The organism is Pseudoalteromonas sp. P1-25 (assembly GCF_001401805.1).
Lineage (GTDB): Bacteria > Pseudomonadota > Gammaproteobacteria > Enterobacterales > Alteromonadaceae > Pseudoalteromonas.
Map to the genome: position 1 here is coordinate 328,117 of NZ_LKDW01000002.1, position 18,019 is coordinate 346,135.

Annotated in this window: 15 protein-coding genes and 2 tRNA genes; 14 read left to right on the forward strand and 3 right to left on the reverse strand. The window is 40.8% G+C overall.

The genetic code is table 11. The features are described from left to right. Positions 1–127 precede the first annotated feature (127 nt). The 7 genes from nudC (at position 128) to AN393_RS03120 (ending at position 6,776) form a co-directional block, all read left to right on the forward strand. The gene (gene nudC / locus AN393_RS03090) at positions 128–1,051 is read left to right on the forward strand and encodes an NAD(+) diphosphatase (RefSeq protein ID WP_055017275.1); all 924 of its coding nucleotides are present in this window, start codon (positions 128–130) and stop codon (positions 1,049–1,051) included. 9 nt (positions 1,052–1,060) lie between these two features. Continuing rightward, positions 1,061–2,239, forward strand: a complete 1,179-nt coding sequence (locus AN393_RS03095; protein WP_055017276.1) for a cystathionine beta-lyase — start codon at positions 1,061–1,063, stop codon at positions 2,237–2,239. 164 nt (positions 2,240–2,403) lie between these two features. Then, positions 2,404–3,231: an ABC transporter permease gene (locus AN393_RS03100; protein WP_055013869.1), complete on the forward strand. Its 828-nt coding sequence runs from the start codon at positions 2,404–2,406 to the stop codon at positions 3,229–3,231. Next, positions 3,228–4,136 carry an ABC transporter ATP-binding protein gene (locus tag AN393_RS03105; RefSeq protein ID WP_055017277.1) on the forward strand — a complete coding sequence of 303 codons (909 nt, stop codon included), beginning with the start codon at positions 3,228–3,230 and terminating at the stop codon, positions 4,134–4,136. The genes AN393_RS03100 and AN393_RS03105 overlap by 4 nt, the downstream gene beginning before the upstream one ends. Beyond that, on the forward strand, positions 4,136–4,510 hold the full coding sequence (locus AN393_RS03110) for a PH domain-containing protein (protein ID WP_004589518.1): 375 nt from the start codon (positions 4,136–4,138) through the stop codon (positions 4,508–4,510). Before AN393_RS03105 ends, AN393_RS03110 begins: the two co-directional genes overlap by 1 nt. A gap of 198 nt (positions 4,511–4,708) precedes the next feature. Continuing rightward, positions 4,709–5,503 (forward strand): putative porin, encoded by a 795-nt coding sequence (locus AN393_RS03115; RefSeq protein ID WP_055013867.1) that lies wholly within the window; start codon positions 4,709–4,711, stop codon positions 5,501–5,503. Positions 5,504–5,972: 469 nt separating this feature from the next. Beyond that, complete coding sequence (locus AN393_RS03120; RefSeq protein WP_055017278.1) at positions 5,973–6,776, forward strand: putative porin; 804 nt, start codon at positions 5,973–5,975, stop codon at positions 6,774–6,776. Positions 6,777–6,858: 82 nt separating this feature from the next. Here AN393_RS03120 and AN393_RS03125 read toward each other — a convergent pair whose 3' ends face one another. Further along, positions 6,859–8,706 carry a M2 family metallopeptidase gene (locus AN393_RS03125; RefSeq protein ID WP_055013866.1) on the reverse strand — a complete coding sequence of 616 codons (1,848 nt, stop codon included), beginning with the start codon at positions 8,704–8,706 and terminating at the stop codon, positions 6,859–6,861. A 167-nt stretch (positions 8,707–8,873) separates the two neighbouring features. On the opposite strand from AN393_RS03125, the gene AN393_RS03130 reads away from it, so the two are divergent. Next, positions 8,874–11,150 (forward strand): acyl-CoA dehydrogenase, encoded by a 2,277-nt coding sequence (locus AN393_RS03130; RefSeq protein ID WP_055017279.1) that lies wholly within the window; start codon positions 8,874–8,876, stop codon positions 11,148–11,150. Between the two features lie 78 nt (positions 11,151–11,228). Here the strand turns inward: AN393_RS03130 and AN393_RS03135 are convergent, their stop codons facing one another. Both AN393_RS03135 and cysK read right to left on the reverse strand, forming a co-directional pair. Further along, on the reverse strand, positions 11,229–11,663 hold the full coding sequence (locus tag AN393_RS03135) for a hypothetical protein (RefSeq protein WP_055013864.1): 435 nt from the start codon (positions 11,661–11,663) through the stop codon (positions 11,229–11,231). A gap of 145 nt (positions 11,664–11,808) precedes the next feature. After that, positions 11,809–12,777, reverse strand: coding sequence for a cysteine synthase A (cysK, locus tag AN393_RS03140; protein WP_055017280.1), 969 nt, complete (start codon positions 12,775–12,777; stop codon positions 11,809–11,811). Between the two features lie 371 nt (positions 12,778–13,148). On the opposite strand from cysK, the gene AN393_RS03145 reads away from it, so the two are divergent. The 6 genes from AN393_RS03145 (at position 13,149) to AN393_RS03170 (ending at position 17,916) form a co-directional block, all read left to right on the forward strand. Continuing rightward, complete coding sequence (locus AN393_RS03145) at positions 13,149–14,300, forward strand: dicarboxylate/amino acid:cation symporter (protein ID WP_055017281.1); 1,152 nt, start codon at positions 13,149–13,151, stop codon at positions 14,298–14,300. Positions 14,301–14,457: 157 nt separating this feature from the next. Next, positions 14,458–15,108: a UvrY/SirA/GacA family response regulator transcription factor gene (uvrY, locus tag AN393_RS03150; protein ID WP_004589511.1), complete on the forward strand. Its 651-nt coding sequence runs from the start codon at positions 14,458–14,460 to the stop codon at positions 15,106–15,108. Between the two features lie 11 nt (positions 15,109–15,119). Beyond that, positions 15,120–16,943 carry an excinuclease ABC subunit UvrC gene (gene uvrC / locus AN393_RS03155; RefSeq protein WP_055017282.1) on the forward strand — a complete coding sequence of 608 codons (1,824 nt, stop codon included), beginning with the start codon at positions 15,120–15,122 and terminating at the stop codon, positions 16,941–16,943. A 42-nt stretch (positions 16,944–16,985) separates the two neighbouring features. Beyond that, entirely contained in the window at positions 16,986–17,531 is a 546-nt protein-coding gene (gene pgsA / locus AN393_RS03160; RefSeq protein ID WP_055013860.1) for a CDP-diacylglycerol--glycerol-3-phosphate 3-phosphatidyltransferase, read from the forward strand. 208 nt (positions 17,532–17,739) lie between these two features. Continuing rightward, positions 17,740–17,815: transfer RNA gene (locus AN393_RS03165), tRNA-Gly, on the forward strand. Between the two features lie 27 nt (positions 17,816–17,842). Beyond that, positions 17,843–17,916, forward strand: a tRNA-Cys gene (locus AN393_RS03170). Positions 17,917–18,019 lie beyond the last annotated feature (103 nt).

An 18,019-nucleotide genomic window follows, 5' to 3' on the forward strand; every position in this document is an offset into this window, starting at 1 on the left:
CCTGCAACATGAGAGTTTTTAATAAAGAGCCTATAAAGCTAATATAGGCTTTTTTATTACTGTAATAAATTGGGTTTACTTAGCGGTTGTGGTAATTTTACGACATACCATGTTATTGAGGACTCACATGCTTTATTACAGCGACATGCCATTGGACCGCGGGTCTAATTTTCGTAAAAACGCTGCGTGGTTAAACGCACAAATGTCGGCACAAAGTAAGTGGCTTTTGGTGAATAATAACCACACTTTGCTTTATAAAGACCCCGCTCATGTGTGCTACTTAACGTATCAGCAAATTGCCCATTTAGATTTATCAAACGCTATTTATTTAGGCTCAAATACCGAGCAACAAGGTGTGTTTGCATTAGATGTTTCAGCTATACACGACGACGAACTCAATCACGTTATAGGCGACGCACAGTTTATTGATATACGTCAATATGGCCCTCTGCTTGATATACAAGATGGCTCTATAGCCGCTTTAGCCCGCGGTTTATGCTATTGGCATGCAACGCATAGTTTTTGTGGACGTTGTGGCAGTAAAAATACATTAGTAGAGGCAGGGCACTCACGCCTATGTGAAAACGAGCACTGTAAGCACCCTACATTTCCACGAACCGATCCGGCCGTAATAATGGTGGTTACTAAAGTATTTGAAGATGGCGTAGAGCGCTGTTTATTGGGTCGCCAAGCAATATGGCAACAAGGCATGTATTCGTCATTGGCGGGTTTTGTAGACCCAGGTGAAACACTAGAGCAAGCTGTAGCGCGTGAAGTAAAAGAAGAGGCGGGCGTTGATGTTGAAAATGTACGTTACATTGCTTCTCAGCCATGGCCTTTTCCTTCATCTATTATGCTAGGTTTTATTGCAGAGGCTAAAACTGAGCAAATAAACGTAGATAAAGACGAATTAGACGATGCTAAATGGTTTACTCGCGAAGAAGTGAGGGCGTTTGGCAATATGGGCGATGAAGGCGATCATTATAAACTCCCGCGGGTCGATTCAATTTCGCGCTTTTTAATTGAACAATGGCTTACAAATAAGGTTTAAGGATTAATAATGTCGAGCAAAAATAAAAACACGCAGTTAGTGTCATCAGGGCGTAAAAAAGCCTATACCCATGGTGTAGTAAATCCTGTGGTGCAACGTGCCTCTACGATTGTATTTGATAGCGTGGCCGATTTAAAAAACGCGGCTAAAACCCGCGGCGATAAAACTTTATTTTATGGTCGGCGTGGCACAAGTACGCATTTTGCCCTGCAAGAAGCGATTACTGAGCTTGAGGGCGGCGAAGGCTGCGCGCTTTACCCATGCGGTGCAGCGGCAATAAGCCAAGCGTTATTGTCGTTTGTAAAAGCGGGCGAGCACATATTAATGGTTGATAACGTGTATGAACCAACGCGTGATTTTTGCGATAAAATTTTAGCAGGCCTTGGAATAACAACCACGTATTACCCCCCGACAATAGGCGCGGGTATTAAAGAGTATATTCAGCCAAACACAAAGGTGCTATTTTTAGAATCGCCAGGTTCTATTACCATGGAAATACAAGATGTGCCTGCTATGGTAAAGGTAGCCAATGAGCATAATATTATGACCATGCTAGATAACACCTACGGCAATGGCTTGCATTACCGCCCACTTGAGCACGGCGTGGATATTAGTATTCAAGCAGCAACTAAGTACATTGTTGGCCATTCTGATGTAATGATGGGGGTCGCAGTGGCAAATAAAAAGTACTGGCCAACCCTGCGTGAACAGTCGTATTTATTAGGGCAGTGTACTAGTGCCGATGATGCTTATTTAGCGCTTAGAGGTTTACGTACAATGGCGGTGCGTTTAAACCAACACGAAAAGGCGGCTATAGAGGTGGCAAAATGGCTTGAGCAACATGAGTTAGTTGATCATATTCGCCACCCTGCATTTGAAACCTGCCCTGGGCATGAATTTTTTAAGCGCGACTTTGATGGCAGCAATGGGTTGTTCTCATTTATAATGAAAACCGGTAACCAAAAAGCCATTGATGCATTTTTAGATAGCCTTGAGCATATTAAAATGGGCTTTTCGTGGGGCGGTTTTGAAAGCCTAGTGACGGCTAATTTAACCATGAAAGGGCTTCGCTCTAAAACCGGTTGGGATTTAGGCCCGGTGATCCGCTTACATATTGGCCTTGAAGACGTTGATGATTTAATTAACGACTTAAGCCAAGCGCTTAAAGTATATCAGCAGCATTTATAAAATTTGGCCAAAATAAACGGAGTTTGGCCTGTTACATTTAAATGGTTTGTTACAAAGCTCACTTAAGGTGAGCTTTTTTTTGCTGGTAATTCAAGGTGTTTACACTTACTGTGGTTATATTACGCTTAATTTTAAAGCATGAGCAACGTCATTAAGGAAAGCCAATGGCAACATCATCATTACTAAACATAGGGCGATTAACCCAAATAGCGGGCTTTGAGCTAGTACGTATGTTTTTAACTAAACGCGGCTTAATTGCTATGGCCGCTTTTGCGCTAGTTTGGTTATTAATATTGCGCTACCCAATAGGGCAAGCAGTTAGCATTATTAGTGCACCTGATTTTGAACAAATGGTGCGCGATATTTCAGGCAGCATTGGCCTAAGTAAGTTACTTGATTGGCCTGAAGCCGAATTTGCTATGTACTGGCTGGTTGCTTTGTATAGCTTTCCGCTGTTTGCTATTTTTATATCAAGCGATCAAACCGTTGGCGATAGAGAGCGTGGCACGCTAAGGTTTATATCGCTGCGCGCTACGCGCTTTGAAATTTTATTTGGCCGTTTTTTAGGGCAACTTGGTGTATTGGCGTGTTTATTAGCTATAACCCTTGTTGCCACACTAGGTGTGCTTGGTTATAGAGATCCCAGCTTGTTAATGGGCGGCTTTATTCGCGCACTTTCTATTTTTATGGTCATGGTAATAGTGCTTAGCCCATTTATCGCACTAATGTGTTTAATAAATACCTTTGCTCGCTCATCACGTTTAGCCATTGTATTGGCTATTTTATATTTTGCTGGAGGCGGCATTGTTGTAGGAATATTGGCATGGCAGGTACCGGCTTTAAATGCGCTCGATTATATATTCCCAGGTGTTAACTCTGAGTTATTAGCAGGACAAAACTTACCTTTATTAAGCGCATTAGGTGTACCACTTATACAAAGTGCTGTATTTATCGCTATTGCACATAAATTATTTACAAGGAGTTCGCTATGAGCGTATTAATAAAAGCCAGCGGCTTGAGTAAATCGTATGGCGCAAAGCAAGCACTTAATAATGTGAACTTTGAAATTAGTAAAGGTGCGCCAGTTGCGCTAGTGGGCCCCAATGGTGCCGGTAAAACCACATTATTTAGTTTATTGTGCGGCTATATTAACCCAAGCCATGGTGAGCTGAGTATTTTAGGACATAAGCCTGGAAGCGCTGCATTGTTTAACCAAGTGAGTGCTTTGCCACAAGATGCGCAGTTAGATCCACGTTTTAATATAGATAAGCAACTGGCGTTTTATGGCAAGTTGCAAGGTATGGGTGCTAAACAAAGCCACAATGAAGCGCTGCGCGTACTCGATTTAGTTGGCTTAAAAGAAGTCGCTAAACAGCGTGCGGGCGATTTATCTCATGGTATGCGAAAACGGGTAACGATAGCGCAAGCGCTGATTGGCTCGCCGAAAATAGTGATGCTTGATGAGGCCACAGCAGGGCTTGATCCTATTCATGCCAGAGAGGTGCGCGAGCTGGTATCGAGCTTAAGTAGCGAGGCCACCTTTATTTTAAGCTCGCACGATTTAACCGAACTTGAGCGATTATGCTCCCAAGTGCTCCACCTAGATAAGGGCATTTTGAGCGAGCACCAAACAAAAGACAACAATATGCATACTCACTTTTATACCTTAATGCTCAGCGAGGCGTATCAAAATGTGGAGCAGCAACTGCAGGCGTTAGCAGGTGTAAGCCGTGTGTATATGAGCCAACATAAAGAATACGTGATTGAGTACCAACCAATCGGTGAGCCACTTGATATTGCTTTATTAAACTTTTGCCATCAGCAAAATTGGCAATATAGGCAGTTGGTAAATGGCCACACATTAGAAAATCAAATATTTACACAGGAGAAAGTATAATGGGACTACTCAGTGGTTTAATGGGTAACGCAAGCGAAGTAGATGATTCTGATTTAGAAAAAGTGCTTGCCAATACGCTAATAGATGGCGAGCAAGTAGAAAAAGCCTATAAGGTGATTCGCGATATGTTTATTTTTACTAATAAGCGTTTAATTTTAATTGATAAGCAAGGTATGACCGGCTCTAAAATGGAAATGGTGAGTATTGCTTACTCTAAAATTACTAAGTTTAGTAAAGAAAGTGCAGGGCACTTTGACTTAGACGCCGAGCTTAAAATTTGGATAGGGTCAGATCCAACGCCTATTAGTAAAGAATTTAAATCGGGCGATAATATTAATGAGGTTTATCGTGTAATTAGCCAGCATGCACTTTAAATAATGCACATGTTTTAAGTAGTTGTTGACTATATGTTGCAACTACTTTAAATTTACAGTTTCTTACACCTCCTTACAATTAACTTAATAAATACAACTGCTTAATTAAGTTTTCATTCAGTTTCTCAGCGTTAGCATGTCCCCACTTTAGTCAATGAGCTAAAGCATAAAAAGCAATGCACAAAGGGAAGTCTTACAATGAAAAAATTAGCAGTTATTATTTCAAGCATTTTATTATCTAGCACTGCGGCTGCTGCAGACAGCTACAATTCAATCAGTAATTTAAGCTACAAAGATAGCGATAACAACGACACTGTTGCTGTAGACTCTATTTATTACCTATCTCCTAAAAAAACATTAGGTCCGTACGATCAGTTTGAATACATCAATAAGCAAACTAACGTATACGGCAGCTACGCTGATGACGACTTTGGCGATTTAACGAATGTTGGTGGTGAGTACTTCATTAATGAATTTTTAGTAGGTGCTTCTTACGAAAACCTTGACCCAGATTCGGGCTCTAACGGTGAGCTTTACAAGCTAACTGGTGGCTACTTCTTTAACCCTGATTTATTAGCAAAAGTAACGCTTGTTGAAAACAAAGACGGCGATGACTTTGCTTTGTTTGATTTAGCATACAATCACATGCTAAACAGCACAGACTACGTAGGTGTAACACTTACCGCAGATGACGATTTTGATTACCGCGCCGTTGCAGCTAAATACTTTATAGACTTACAACAAGGTAATTTTTTAACGTTTGAAGGTAAATACGAGAGCATTGAAGATGCAGAAAACCAGTGGGTAGCAGAAACTAACTACTACTTCTCAAAAGCAACCTCGGTATTTGCTAACTACAACAAGCAAGATACATACAGCTTTGGTGCTCAGCACTTCATCAATAAAAACATTGGTCTTAAAGTAGGTTACGAGAACAATGCAGATGACTCTGATAACGATGCATACTTTGCAAACATGCGTTTTCAGTTTTAATTAAGCCCTTACTTAATTAAAAGCAAAAAGCCCGCTACTGTAGCGGGCTTTGTTGTTTTTAACTTAAATAAACCGTGATAAAAGTATTACGAAGTGCAATTACGGCTTTTGCTCTGCTCATCTAAGTTAATTTTTAAAATTAAAAATAATTTTTTGAAAAATGAAAAAAATATAACTGAAGGAAGCTACATTGGTGAGGTTTATCGAATAGTTAAGTTGGATTCAGTTTAGCGATAGTTTGTACCTTAATTGTTACTTTTTAGGTTTAAATGATGACACATAACTCTTTGATAGATTTAAGGTGCATTTTATATTTACATTTATTCGAAACTGTTAACAATGTGAGTGGCCAGTATAGAGTTTAATTTGTTCACTCATTCATTTTTTGTTCATTTTATACTGTTAGGATGCGCCCCGACTTTGGCTAGAGAGCCTAAGCATAGACAAAAAGATTTATAGGGAATTAAAAATGAAAAAATTAGCCGTTATCATTTCGAGCATTTTATTATCAAGCGCTGCAACCACTGCAATGGCTGCGGATACTTACCAATCAATCAGCCATGTAGGATACGTGGATGTAGATGGTGATGACACTGTAAGTGTTGACTCAATTTATTATTTCTCTCCAAAAGCGACATTAGGTCCTTACGATCAATTTGAGTACATCAATAAGCAAACAAATGTTTATGGTTCATACAGCGATAATGATTTTGTAGATGTTACTAACATTGGCGGTGAGTATTTTGTACAGGATTTCGTATTAGGTGCACAGTACAATAATTTCGATACGGATTTTGGCTCAAGCACGGATGTAATTGAACTTTCTGCTGGTTACTTTTTTAACCCAAACCTTGTATTAAAAGCAACGTTTGTAGATGTAGAAGATGCTGACAATCAGTTTGTGTTTGACCTAGCATATAACCACGAACTAAACAGCACTGATTATATCGGCTTTACAGTAACAGCAGATGATGAGTTTGACTACCGTACAGTAGCAGCTAAGTACTTTGTTGATTTACAGCAAGGTAACTACTTAACTGTTGAAGGTAAGTTTGAAGATGTTGATGGCGGTTCAAGTAACTGGGAATTAGCATCTAACTACTATTTTAGTAAAGCAACATCAGTATTTGTGACAGTTAATAAGAACGATGATTACACTTTTGGTGCTCAACACTTCTTCAATAATAATGTTGGTTTAGAAGCAGGTTACGGCAATAACTGGGATGATTCTGATTACGATGCTTACTTCGCAAATCTAAGCTTACAGTTCTAATTTAACTAAAAATTAGAATATGAATAAAAAGCCCGCTCATTTGAGCGGGCTTTGTTGTTTTTAATGTTTGAGCTTAATTATATTACCAGCCGCAATTACGGCCTTTGTTCTGCTCATCTAAATAGCGTTGCAGCGGTGCAAAGTAATCAAGCATGGCGGTTGCATCCATTTGCGGCTTGCCAGTGATGGTTTCAAGGGCTTCTTGCCATGGACGAGAAGAGCCCATTTCTAGCATTGCGTTTAGTTTTTCGCCTGCTTCTTTTGAGTTGTAAATAGAGCAGCGGTGAATGGCTTTATCGTTACCGGCTATTTCACATAAACTACGATGAAATTCAAACTGTAAAATATGCGCTAAAAAGTAACGTGTATAAGGAGTGTTGCCTGGTACGTGGTATTTAGCACCAGGGTCAAAGTCGTCTTCGCTGCGTGCGATAGGCGCTTTCACACCTTGGTATTTTTCACGTAGCTCCCACCATGCTTTATTATAATCTTGTGGCTTTACTTGGCCCGAAAATACCTGCCAGCGCCATTGGTCAACCATTAAGCTAAAGGGCACAAAGGCGACTTTATCTAGCGCCATTTTCATTAGTAAGCCAATGTCTTTTGACTCATCAGGTACTTGCTCTAGTAAGCCAATTTCTTTTAAGTAGCCTGGTGTAACCGAAAGGGCAATGGTGTCGCCAATCGCTTCATGAAAACCATCGTTGGCACTTTCTTGATAAAATAAAGGCTGTTTATTATAAGCGCGCTGATAAAAATTGTGGCCTAGCTCATGATGAATAACAGAGAACTCTTCGCCTGTGCGTTGAATACACATTTTAATACGTAAATCGTCTTTACTGTCTATATTCCATGCAGAGGCATGACACTGCACGTCTCTGTCTTTTGGTTTTACAAATAATGAGCGCTCGTAAAAGGTCTCTGGCAGTGGCTCAAATCCCATTGAGGTAAAAAAGGTTTCAGCCCCTTTTACCATCTTAAGCTCGTCGTAATTATTTTTAGCTAATAGCTCGGTAACATCGTAACCCGGATCGGCGTTTTCTGGTGCGACTACATCGTAAATGTTACCCCATGCTTGTGCCCACATGTTTCCTAATAAATGCGCAGGAATAGGCTCATCTTGTGGCACTTTATCGGTGCCGTATTTATCGCCTAATTTAGCGCGTACATGGCAATGCAGTGAGTTATAAAGTGGCTTTACTTGCCCCCAAATGCGGTCAAGCTCGGTTGTAAAGTCATCGGCGGGCATATCGTACTTGCTGCGCCACATTGCGCCGGTATCAGCATAACCTAGCTCTTTAGCCCCTTCGTTTGTTAGGGTTACTTGTTGCTCGTAAAGTGGGCGCATTGGCTTTGAAATTTGACGCCACCCTTGCCATAAATCAAGTAGCTCGTTGTAATCACGGCTGGTGGCCATTTTTGCGGTCATATCACCAAGGCTTAAACAGCTGCCATCGTCTTTACAATATTTACCTTTACCGTATAAACCACCTAGCTCTGCCACAATAGTTGAAAGCTGAGCTGTTTTTTCAGCGTCCTGTGGAGCGGGTAAAGTAAGCGCAAGTTTAAGTTTATTAAGCTTGCGGCGTGCATCGTAATCCAGCGCTAAGTCGTCAAATTGGGCTGCCTGATTAGCTAAACGTACGACCGACTCGGTCATTTTACGATTAACCTCGGCAGATAACGCCGAGGTGTCGTGTGTTATAAAATTTGCGTAAATCCACTCAGCGCGGCTCGACTCTAGGTAAAGCTCACTGAGTTCTTGCTCGGCTTTGGCAATAAACGCATTGGCATCTTGTTTTGTAAGAGGAGACTCTGATTGTGCTGAATCGGTAGTGTCTATGGCTATTTCAGCTTCGCAGGCGCTCAGCGCTAATGTGCTTGCGACTATTAAGGCGCTCATACTTAATTTAAAGCGTGGTGTGTTCATTGTATTCCTTTGGTTTATTGTTATTAAGAGAGTGATAATAGCAGCGATGTTTAAAACAATGAAATTAATACGTTAAGGCGTGTGGCACATCGCGCAATGATTGTATTTAAACTAAGATGGGTCATAATTAAGTTACTATTTTCATTCAATGTAAAAGGAATGTGCTCATGTCGGTATTTATAATATTGCTGGTCGTGGTGGTGGTTATTTTTGCAGTCAAAGATATTCGCCTCAACCTGATCAGCCGTCCTACGTTTAAAATGTTTAAAAAGGTACTTCCGCCGCTCTCGCAAACTGAGCGAGAGGCAATGGAAGCCGGCGATGTATGGTGGGATGGTGAGCTATTTAGTGGTAACCCAGATTGGCAAAAACTGCATAACTTTCCTAAACCTGAGCTTAGTGCTAAAGAAAGTGACTTTATGGATAATCAGGTTAACACGCTACTGGCGATGCTAGATGATTACCAAATTGTACAAAAAGACAAAGACCTGCCAAAAGAAGTCTGGGATTACTTAAAAACAGAAGGCTTTTTTGCGCTGATCATTCCTGAAAAATTTGGTGGGAGAGAGTTCTCTGCCATTGCTAATTCAACCATAGTGTCAAAAATTGCCACTAAAAGCTTAACTGCCGCTGTGACGGTTATGGTGCCTAACAGCTTAGGCCCAGGTGAGTTATTACTACATTACGGTACAAAAGAACAACAAGAGCGCTGGTTACCAACACTTGCTAACGGTAAAGATGTGCCGTGTTTTGCACTTACTGGCCCAGAAGCTGGCTCTGATGCAGGTAGTATCCCTGACTCTGGCGTAGTATGTAAAGGCCAGCATAATGGTGAAGAGGTAATAGGCCTGCGTTTAAATTGGTCTAAGCGCTATATTACACTGGCGCCTATTGCAACTGTACTTGGCCTTGCTTTTAAAATGTATGACCCCGATGGGCTACTTGGTGATGAAAAAGAGCTTGGTATTACCTGCGCACTAATTCCTACCGATCACGAAGGGGTAGAAACCGGCGAGCGCCATTATCCTTTAAATATGGCATTCATGAACGGGACTACTTACGGTAAAGATGTATTTATTCCACTAGATTGGATTATTGGTGGTCAACAAGGTGCAGGACGAGGCTGGCGTATGCTGGTTGAGTGTTTAAGTGCTGGGCGCGGTATTTCATTGCCAGCACTGAGTACGGCAACAGGGCATTTAGCGTCAAAAATGACCTCTGCTTACGCCATGGTGCGCCAGCAGTTTGGTGTATCTATTGGCCAGTTTGAAGGTGTACAAGAAGCACTAGCCCGTATTGGCGGATTAACATATACACTTGAGTCAGCACGGTTAATGACTGCCGGTGCCATTGATTTAAAATTAAGCCCCTCGGTGGTGACCGCCATCGCAAAATACCATATGACCGAAATGGGCCGTACGGTAATGAACGATGCAATGGATATTCACTCAGGTAAAGGAATACAAGTGGGCCCTAATAACTATTTAGCCCATGGTTATATGGGCATTCCGGTATCTATTACGGTTGAAGGGGCTAATATTTTAACGCGTAACCTAATGATATTTGGACAAGGTGCCACCCGTTGTCATCCGTTTGTGTTAAAAGAAATGGAAGCTGCCGCAATGGAAGACGACGATGCAGCACTTGATCAATTTGATAGTTTATTGATGAAGCATATTTTATTTGCAGCCAGTAATGCAGGCATGGCTTTTTTGCATGGCTTAACACGTAGCTGTTTTGCTAAAGCGCCCGTGTGTGGTGCAACCGCTGTTTACTACAAACAGCTAAGCAGAATGAGTCGAGGCCTTGCTTTTACAACCGATGTAGCCATGTTGGTACTTGGTGGCGAGCTAAAGCGTAAAGAGATGATTTCAGCGCGTTTAGGTGATGTACTAAGTCATTTATATTTAGCGTCTACAGTGTTAAAGCGCTTTGAAGATGAAGGTCGTCAGCAAGCTGACTTACCGTTTGTGAAATACGCAATTGAAAACTCATTGTATGAAATTGGCCAAGCGTTTGATGGCTTTTTCAAAAACTTTTCAAACCCGGTGGTTAACTTTTTACTTAAACGCATTGTGTTTCCGCTGGGGAATCATTACCACAAGCCAAGTGATGAAACAGCCCAAAGTATTTGCGAGCATATGACGCAACCAGGGGTGTTTAGAAACCGTTTAACGCACTTATGTTATGTAGATGAAAATGCGGGCACGGGCGTGATGGAAAATGCTTTTTTAGCTATGCACGATATGCAAACACAGTTTAAAGACTTAAAACAATGGCAGCGAAAAGGTAAGGTACCTGCGACACTGGATATAGAAAGCGCGATTAATTATGCGTTAGAGCAAGGCTTTTTAGAGCAAGCTGATGCCGATGCAATGCACCATACCAATAAACTAAGAAAACAAGCCATTGCGGTTGATAACTTTAAACCCGGTGAGCTTTGATAAAATTTACATTTAGCTAAAATGCAAAAGGCCTCGTATTTGAGGCCTTTTTTATAATTGAGTATTTACAGCTCGCGTTTAGCGTGCGTAAGGGTCTGCCACTATTTTGTCTATATACCATTTCCCTTTTTTACGAAGCATTTTTACGCTGCGCATATCGTCAATTTTATCGCCATTAAAATAACCGGTAAAAATTAGATTTATTTTGGCGTTATCACCATATTGTTCGCGCACACTCATATTGGTCATATCGACTTCAATCACAACTTCATCGTATTGTAGGTTGACTAAGTTTCGGGCAAATTGTTTAGCGGTGCCGTAAGATTTCATTATGCGGCTGAGATTTGGGGTGGCCATTGTACTGGCTTTTTGTAAATCTTTTTGATTGTATAACGCATCAAAGTAGGCAGTGGCTGTGTCGCCGGGTGAGTCGCCCAGTGTTTGCACGTTATCGCCACAGGCGGTTAAAAATATGCAAACTATAAAACTTAAATAAGTTGTTATTTTTTTCATGGTGTATTTTTTTAATTAATTTTTTAAAGTGTGTGATTAATTAAACAAGATGTAAAGCAGCACCGCGTAATAAATAGAAAATCGAATCATAAATAATAAAAAAGGATGCCATAAGCATCCTTTTTAGTATCTCAAGGAGAGAAGTTTACTGTACTAATTCTTGCTCGCTAAATTCTTCTGCAAAAAGTGGGCTTGATAAGTAACGCTCCGTTGCACTTGGTAAAATTACCACAATGTTTTTGTCCGCGTTTTCTGGTTTTTCAGCATAGCGTTTAGCGGCAACAACCGCTGCGCCCGAAGAAATACCTACTAAAATACCTTCTTTTTTCATTAGTTCATGAGCCATTGCAATCGCATCTTCGTTTGATACTTGCTCAGCAGCATCAATCACACTTAAATCAAGGTTACCAGGAATAAAGCCCGCGCCAATGCCCTGTATTTTATGTGGACCTGGTTTAACTTCTTCGCCTGCAAGCGTTTGGCTAATAACAGGTGAATTAGTTGGCTCAACTGCAATCGCTTTAACATCTAGGCCTTTTTCGTTTTTAAGGTAACGACTAACACCTGTAATAGTACCGCCAGTGCCTACGCCTGCTACAAAAAAGTCGATATTGCCATTAAGTGCTTCAAAAATTTCTGGACCCGTTGTTTCAAAGTGAATTTTAGGGTTAGCTGGGTTTTCGAACTGTTGTAATAAAATGTATTTTTCTGGATCGGTTGCTTGAATTTCTTTTGCTTTTTCAATTGCGCCATTCATACCTTTAGCACCATCTGTCAGCACTAAGTTAGCGCCTAATGCTTTTAATAGTTTGCGGCGCTCTAAGCTCATTGTATTGGGCATGGTGAGTGTTAATTTGTAACCACGTGCTGCTGCAACAAATGCAAGGGCGATACCTGTATTACCCGATGTAGGTTCAATTAGTTCTTTACCTTCAACAAGCTGACCTGATTTTTCAGCTTCCCAAATCATTGATGCACCAATACGACATTTAATACTAAAGCTAGGGTTACGCGATTCTACTTTAGCGTAAACGTTACCGCCTGTTACGCGATTAAGTTTTACCAGTGGTGTATTACCAATGCTTAGTGAGTTATCTTCAAAAATAGTAGACATAATGTTCCTTTGGATACAATCTTATCAATGTGTTAATAGCCTTTGCTATTAACTATATAAATACACTTTACTGCGAGTTTAAAAAAACTAAAGTAAAGTTTGGCTATAACATATATCTATTGAGCTTATAACTAGCCGAAATAAAAATTAGTTATTATTGTTGCTTTAGTTATTAAGAATGCGGGCTTATTTTTAAATTTAAAGAGTAAACCTTGTCACTTAGTTAAAAAATGCGCGAGATAGGCTAATAATTGAGATGATTTTGTGTGTTATTTGTGCACATGAATATAACTTGAATACTTTTATCACACAACGCGTCTAAAACATGTTAAAAACACTCTATCTATATTCAATTCAACTAAGCAATCACAATGAAGTTAATCTTAAAATTAATTGCCGGTATTGTGGCCGGTATTTTAGTCGGGCTTTATGTGCCTCTCACTGGTGTTGAGCTTTTATTTACTATTAAAGAACTTATTGGCCAACTCATATCTTTTACCATCCCATTAATTATTTTATTTTTTATTGCTTCGGGAATTGCTGGTTTGCCTAAAGGGTCAGGCCATTTACTAGGTAAAACAGTTGGCTTTGCTTATAGCTCTACAGTAATTGCAGGTACGCTTGCTTTTTTATTGGTAAGTGCGGTTATCCCACTTTTAAGTGGAAATATTACATTTGAAGCTGAAGTAGCTACAGAAATTGGCAGTTTTATTGATTTAGAAATCCCACCGCTGATGGGGGTAATGACAGCCCTTGTGACTGCGTTCGTATTTGGCATAGGCATGAGCCAACTTGAGTTAGAAACACTTAAAAAAGTGTCTGATCAGGGTCGCGATGTAATCGATGCATTATTATCTAAAGTAATTATTCCAGCGTTACCATTTTATATAGCGGGTGTATTTGCAGAAATGACCGTAGCAGGGACCGTGGTAGATACACTGCAAACATTTGGTGTAGTGCTTATTGCAGCACTTGTTATGCATTGGCTGTGGTTAACCGTATTGTATGTTTCTACAGGGTTACTGCTTAAACGTAACCCGTTGGAGTTAGTTAAAAATATGCTGCCTGCTTATTTTACAGCGTTGGGTACAATGTCGAGCGCGGCTACAATTCCAGTTTCGTTGCAATCAAGTAAAGCAAATAACGTAAAAGAAGATGTAGCAAACTTTACTGTGCCACTGTGCGCTACCATTCACTTATCGGGTTCTACCATTACGATTGTGACGTGTGCAATGGCCGTAATGTTTTTATCGCCAAGCATGGAAGTACCTTCTTTAATGGGGATGCTGCCGTTTATTATGATGTTAGGGGTAGTCATGATTGCAGCGCCAGGTGCACCTGGCGGAGCAGTAATGTCGGCGCTGGGCTTATTAACCAGCATGCTTGGCTTTAACGAAGGGGCTGTTGCATTAATGATTGCTCTTTACCTTGCGCAAGATAGTTTTGGTACAGCGTGTAATGTTACAGGCGATGGTATTATTGCCCTTTGGGTAGACCGTTTTAGCGAAAAAGCAGCGTCATAAAAACTAAAGTACTGGTTTTTAGCAGTAGTAAAATAATGCTAAAAGATGAGTACACCTAAAGCGAAGCAATAATATTAGTTATTGTTTCGCTTTAACTGTGGTAATGTGGCAAATTAGATTGTTTGTCGCGTATTGTTAGGTTAATGAGGGTATTACATTGATTAATGTGCTTTTAGTTGATGACCATGAGCTGGTACGAACTGGTATAAAACGTATATTAGATGACGTACGTGGTTTTAAAGTGGTAGGCGAAGCTAAAGATGGAGAGGCTGCGGTACAGTTTTGTCGCCAGCACGCACCTAATATTGTATTAATGGATATGAACATGCCTGGTATGGGCGGCTTAGAGGCTACTAAAAAGATTTGTCGCTATTGCCCAGACGTAAAAATTATTGTGCTTACGGTTAATTGCGAAGACCCATTTCCATCAAAAGTGATGCAAATTGGCGCGCATGGCTTTTTAACCAAAGGTGCGGGTTCTGATGAAATGGTTCGTGCTATACGTTCTGTTCATGCGGGACAGCGTTATATAGCCCCTGAAATTGCACAGCAAATTGCCCTTGCGCAAGTCACAGGGCGTACCGACGAAAACCCTTTTCAAAGCTTATCTGAGCGCGAGCTACAAATCATGCTAATGATCACCAAAGGTGAAAAAGCACAAGATATTGCTGAGCGCTTAAATTTAAGTTCAAAAACAGTAAATAGCTACCGTTACCGTATGTTTGAAAAATTAAACGTAGGAGGCGACGTAGAGCTTACTCATTTGGCTATTCGCCATAAAATGATTGATATAGACGTATCTCATTAATTTTTTAATTTATGTCTGAATTCGATCACGCCCAATTTTTAAAAACGCTATCAAGTGAGCCGGGTGTATACCGTATGCTTGATAGTGAACATCAAGTTATTTATGTCGGTAAAGCTAAAAACTTAAAAAAACGGGTAAGTAGCTACTTTAGATCTAATCTAACCGACAGCAAAACCCGTGTGTTAGTGAGTAATATTTGCGATATTGAAGTGACGCTTACAAACACCGAAACCGAAGCGCTACTGCTTGAAAATAACCTTATAAAAAAATATCAGCCGCGTTATAACATTTTACTACGTGATGATAAGTCATACCCCTATATATTACTGACCAGTCATAAACATCCGCGTTTAGCCTTTCATAGAGGCAGCCGCAAGGTAAAAGGCGAGTACTTTGGGCCTTTCCCAAGCGCTGGTGCAGTGTCAGAAAGTTTGCGTTTAATGCAAAAAATATTTCCGGTTCGTCAGTGCGAAGATGCCTATTACCGTGCCAGAAGCCGTCCATGTTTGCAGTATCAGCTAAAGCGTTGCTCCGCACCGTGTGTTAATAAAGTGACGGAGCAAGAGTACGCCGAACAAGTTGATTATGTACGTAAGTTTTTAACTGGCAAGTCGCACGAAGTAATAGCCGATTTAATAAAAAAAATGGAAGCGGCGAGTAAAGATCTTAACTTTGAGCTCGCAGCAAAAGTGCGTGACCAAATCATGCTGCTTCGCAAAATGCAGGAGCAACAGTCTATTTCAGGTAATTTTGCTGAAATGGATGTGGTGGGTTTTGCGCACTTAAATGGACTAAATGGGATTCACTTATTAATGATCCGCGATCATAAAGTGTTAGGCAGTAAAACCTACTTCCCTAAGGTGCCTAAAGATTCAGGCCAAGAGGAAATACTCACTTCGTTTTTAGGGCAATATTATTTAGCGCCGGGTGCGACAGGGCGCATAGCAAAAGAAATTATTTTACCGTTTGAGATTGAAGAAAGTAGTGCATTGAGTGAAGCCCTAACGCAAATTAGTGAGCGCAAAGTATCCCTTAAAGTGGTTACCCGCGGAGAGCGAGCACAATACCTTCAGCTTGCTAATAAAAATGCACTAAACAGTATTACCGTAAAACAAAGTACGCAAGATTCTATAAACAAACGTTATGCACAATTAAAAGCGACCCTAGGGTTAGATGATATAAACAGAATGGAATGTTTTGATATCAGCCACACCATGGGAGAGAACACAGTAGCCAGTTGTGTTGTATTTGATTCGCAAGGGCCAAATAACAAAGAGTACAGGCGTTACAACGTGACAGGTATAACCGGCGGTGATGATTACGCAGCAATGGAGTTTGCCCTTAACAAGCGCTATAACAAAGTGGTAGATGAAGAAAAAATTCCTGACGTTATATTTATTGACGGTGGTAAAGGGCAACTAGGCCGTGCTGAGCAATACTTTGCTACGTGGCCACATGCTAAAATGCCGCTGTTAGTGGGTGTAGCAAAAGGCACAAGCAGAAAGCCAGGCCTTGAAACCTTATTAATAGATGGCGGGCGAAAGACGATTCCTATGGATTCGGATGCGCCAGCGCTTCATTTAATCCAGCATATACGCGATGAATCGCATCGATTTGCCATTGCAGGGCACCGTAATAAGCGCCAAAAACAGCGCACGCAATCATTATTAGAAGAGATCAACGGAGTAGGCTCTAAGCGTCGCCAAACATTATTAAAATATTTAGGGGGCATGCAAGGGGTAAAAGCTGCTAATATAGAACAGTTAAAAAAAGTTCCTGGGATCAGTCCTGACATGGCTGAGAAGATATTTAACCATTTGCATGACAAGGGCTAGCCCTTCATGCGAATATAGAAAAAAAGACATATCCAAGTAGTTATGTGGAATATTCCAAACACACTCACAACCTTTAGACTTTTTCTTATCCCCATATTTTTGGTGATATTTTACTTGCCTTATAGCTGGGCGTTTTTTGCTGCCGCTTTTATTTTTTGGCTGGCATCAATTACCGATATACTTGATGGCTATTTAGCGCGAAAGCTAGAGCAATCTACGCCTTTTGGTGCATTTTTAGACCCGGTAGCTGATAAGGTTATGGTGTGTGCTGCACTTGTTGCGCTCTCTGATCATTATCAGTCTATGTATATGACAATCCCCGCGCTTATTATCATCAGCCGTGAAATAGTGATCTCTGCATTACGCGAATGGATGGCCGAACAAGGTAAACGTGGTAATGTAGCAGTATCAAATATGGGCAAAATAAAAACCGCAGCGCAAATGCTGGCGATTATTGGCCTGATATGGCAATTTGACACGTGGATGGTCTATTTAAGTTTTGCCTTATTGTATATAGCTACCTATTTAACACTGAGTTCTATGGTGCAATATTTAATGGCCGCATGGAGTGAATTGACCAAAAATTGATTGTAAACGTCTAATAACGCACCGTTTTAGATAAAAAATAATCAAACAGTTCAAAAGTGGCATTTTTTGTGTTGACGCGTTTAATAATCTCTGTAGAATGCGTCCGTGTTGAGAGGGCATAGCCCCTAAGATAAAGAAAACCAAAGTTACTTAATTACCAGCGCAAACATCGCAAGATGTTGAATAACGCAGATAATTAAATAATAATGCGGCACTAGCTCAGTTGGTAGAGCGCGACCTTGCCAAGGTCGAGGTCACGAGTTCGAGCCTCGTGTGCCGCTCCAAGTTTTCATTAGGTTGTCCAACGGTTTGGCGGAATGGCAGAGTGGCCATGCAGCGGATTGCAAATCCGTCCACCTCGGTTCGACTCCGGGTTCCGCCTCCATTCAACACTCCACATGCTTTAAATAGCAAACTCGATGCCCGAGTGGTGGAATTGGTAGACACAAGGGATTTAAAATCCCTCGACTAACAAGTCGTGCCGGTTC

Excerpts from the sequence above, each read along its gene's own strand:
- nudC (WP_055017275.1), top strand. The coding sequence starts at position 128 with ATGCTTTATTACAGCGACATGCCATTGGACCGCGGGTCTAATTTTCGT.
- AN393_RS03095 (WP_055017276.1), top strand. The coding sequence starts at position 1,061 with ATGTCGAGCAAAAATAAAAACACGCAGTTAGTGTCATCAGGGCGTAAA.
- AN393_RS03100 (WP_055013869.1), top strand. The coding sequence starts at position 2,404 with ATGGCAACATCATCATTACTAAACATAGGGCGATTAACCCAAATAGCG.
- AN393_RS03105 (WP_055017277.1), top strand. The coding sequence starts at position 3,228 with ATGAGCGTATTAATAAAAGCCAGCGGCTTGAGTAAATCGTATGGCGCA.
- AN393_RS03110 (WP_004589518.1), top strand. The coding sequence starts at position 4,136 with ATGGGACTACTCAGTGGTTTAATGGGTAACGCAAGCGAAGTAGATGAT.
- AN393_RS03115 (WP_055013867.1), top strand. The coding sequence starts at position 4,709 with ATGAAAAAATTAGCAGTTATTATTTCAAGCATTTTATTATCTAGCACT.
- AN393_RS03120 (WP_055017278.1), top strand. The coding sequence starts at position 5,973 with ATGAAAAAATTAGCCGTTATCATTTCGAGCATTTTATTATCAAGCGCT.
- AN393_RS03125 (WP_055013866.1), bottom strand. The coding sequence starts at position 8,706 with ATGAACACACCACGCTTTAAATTAAGTATGAGCGCCTTAATAGTCGCA.
- AN393_RS03130 (WP_055017279.1), top strand. The coding sequence starts at position 8,874 with ATGTCGGTATTTATAATATTGCTGGTCGTGGTGGTGGTTATTTTTGCA.
- AN393_RS03135 (WP_055013864.1), bottom strand. The coding sequence starts at position 11,663 with ATGAAAAAAATAACAACTTATTTAAGTTTTATAGTTTGCATATTTTTA.
- cysK (WP_055017280.1), bottom strand. The coding sequence starts at position 12,777 with ATGTCTACTATTTTTGAAGATAACTCACTAAGCATTGGTAATACACCA.
- AN393_RS03145 (WP_055017281.1), top strand. The coding sequence starts at position 13,149 with ATGAAGTTAATCTTAAAATTAATTGCCGGTATTGTGGCCGGTATTTTA.
- uvrC (WP_055017282.1), top strand. The coding sequence starts at position 15,120 with ATGTCTGAATTCGATCACGCCCAATTTTTAAAAACGCTATCAAGTGAG.
- pgsA (WP_055013860.1), top strand. The coding sequence starts at position 16,986 with ATGTGGAATATTCCAAACACACTCACAACCTTTAGACTTTTTCTTATC.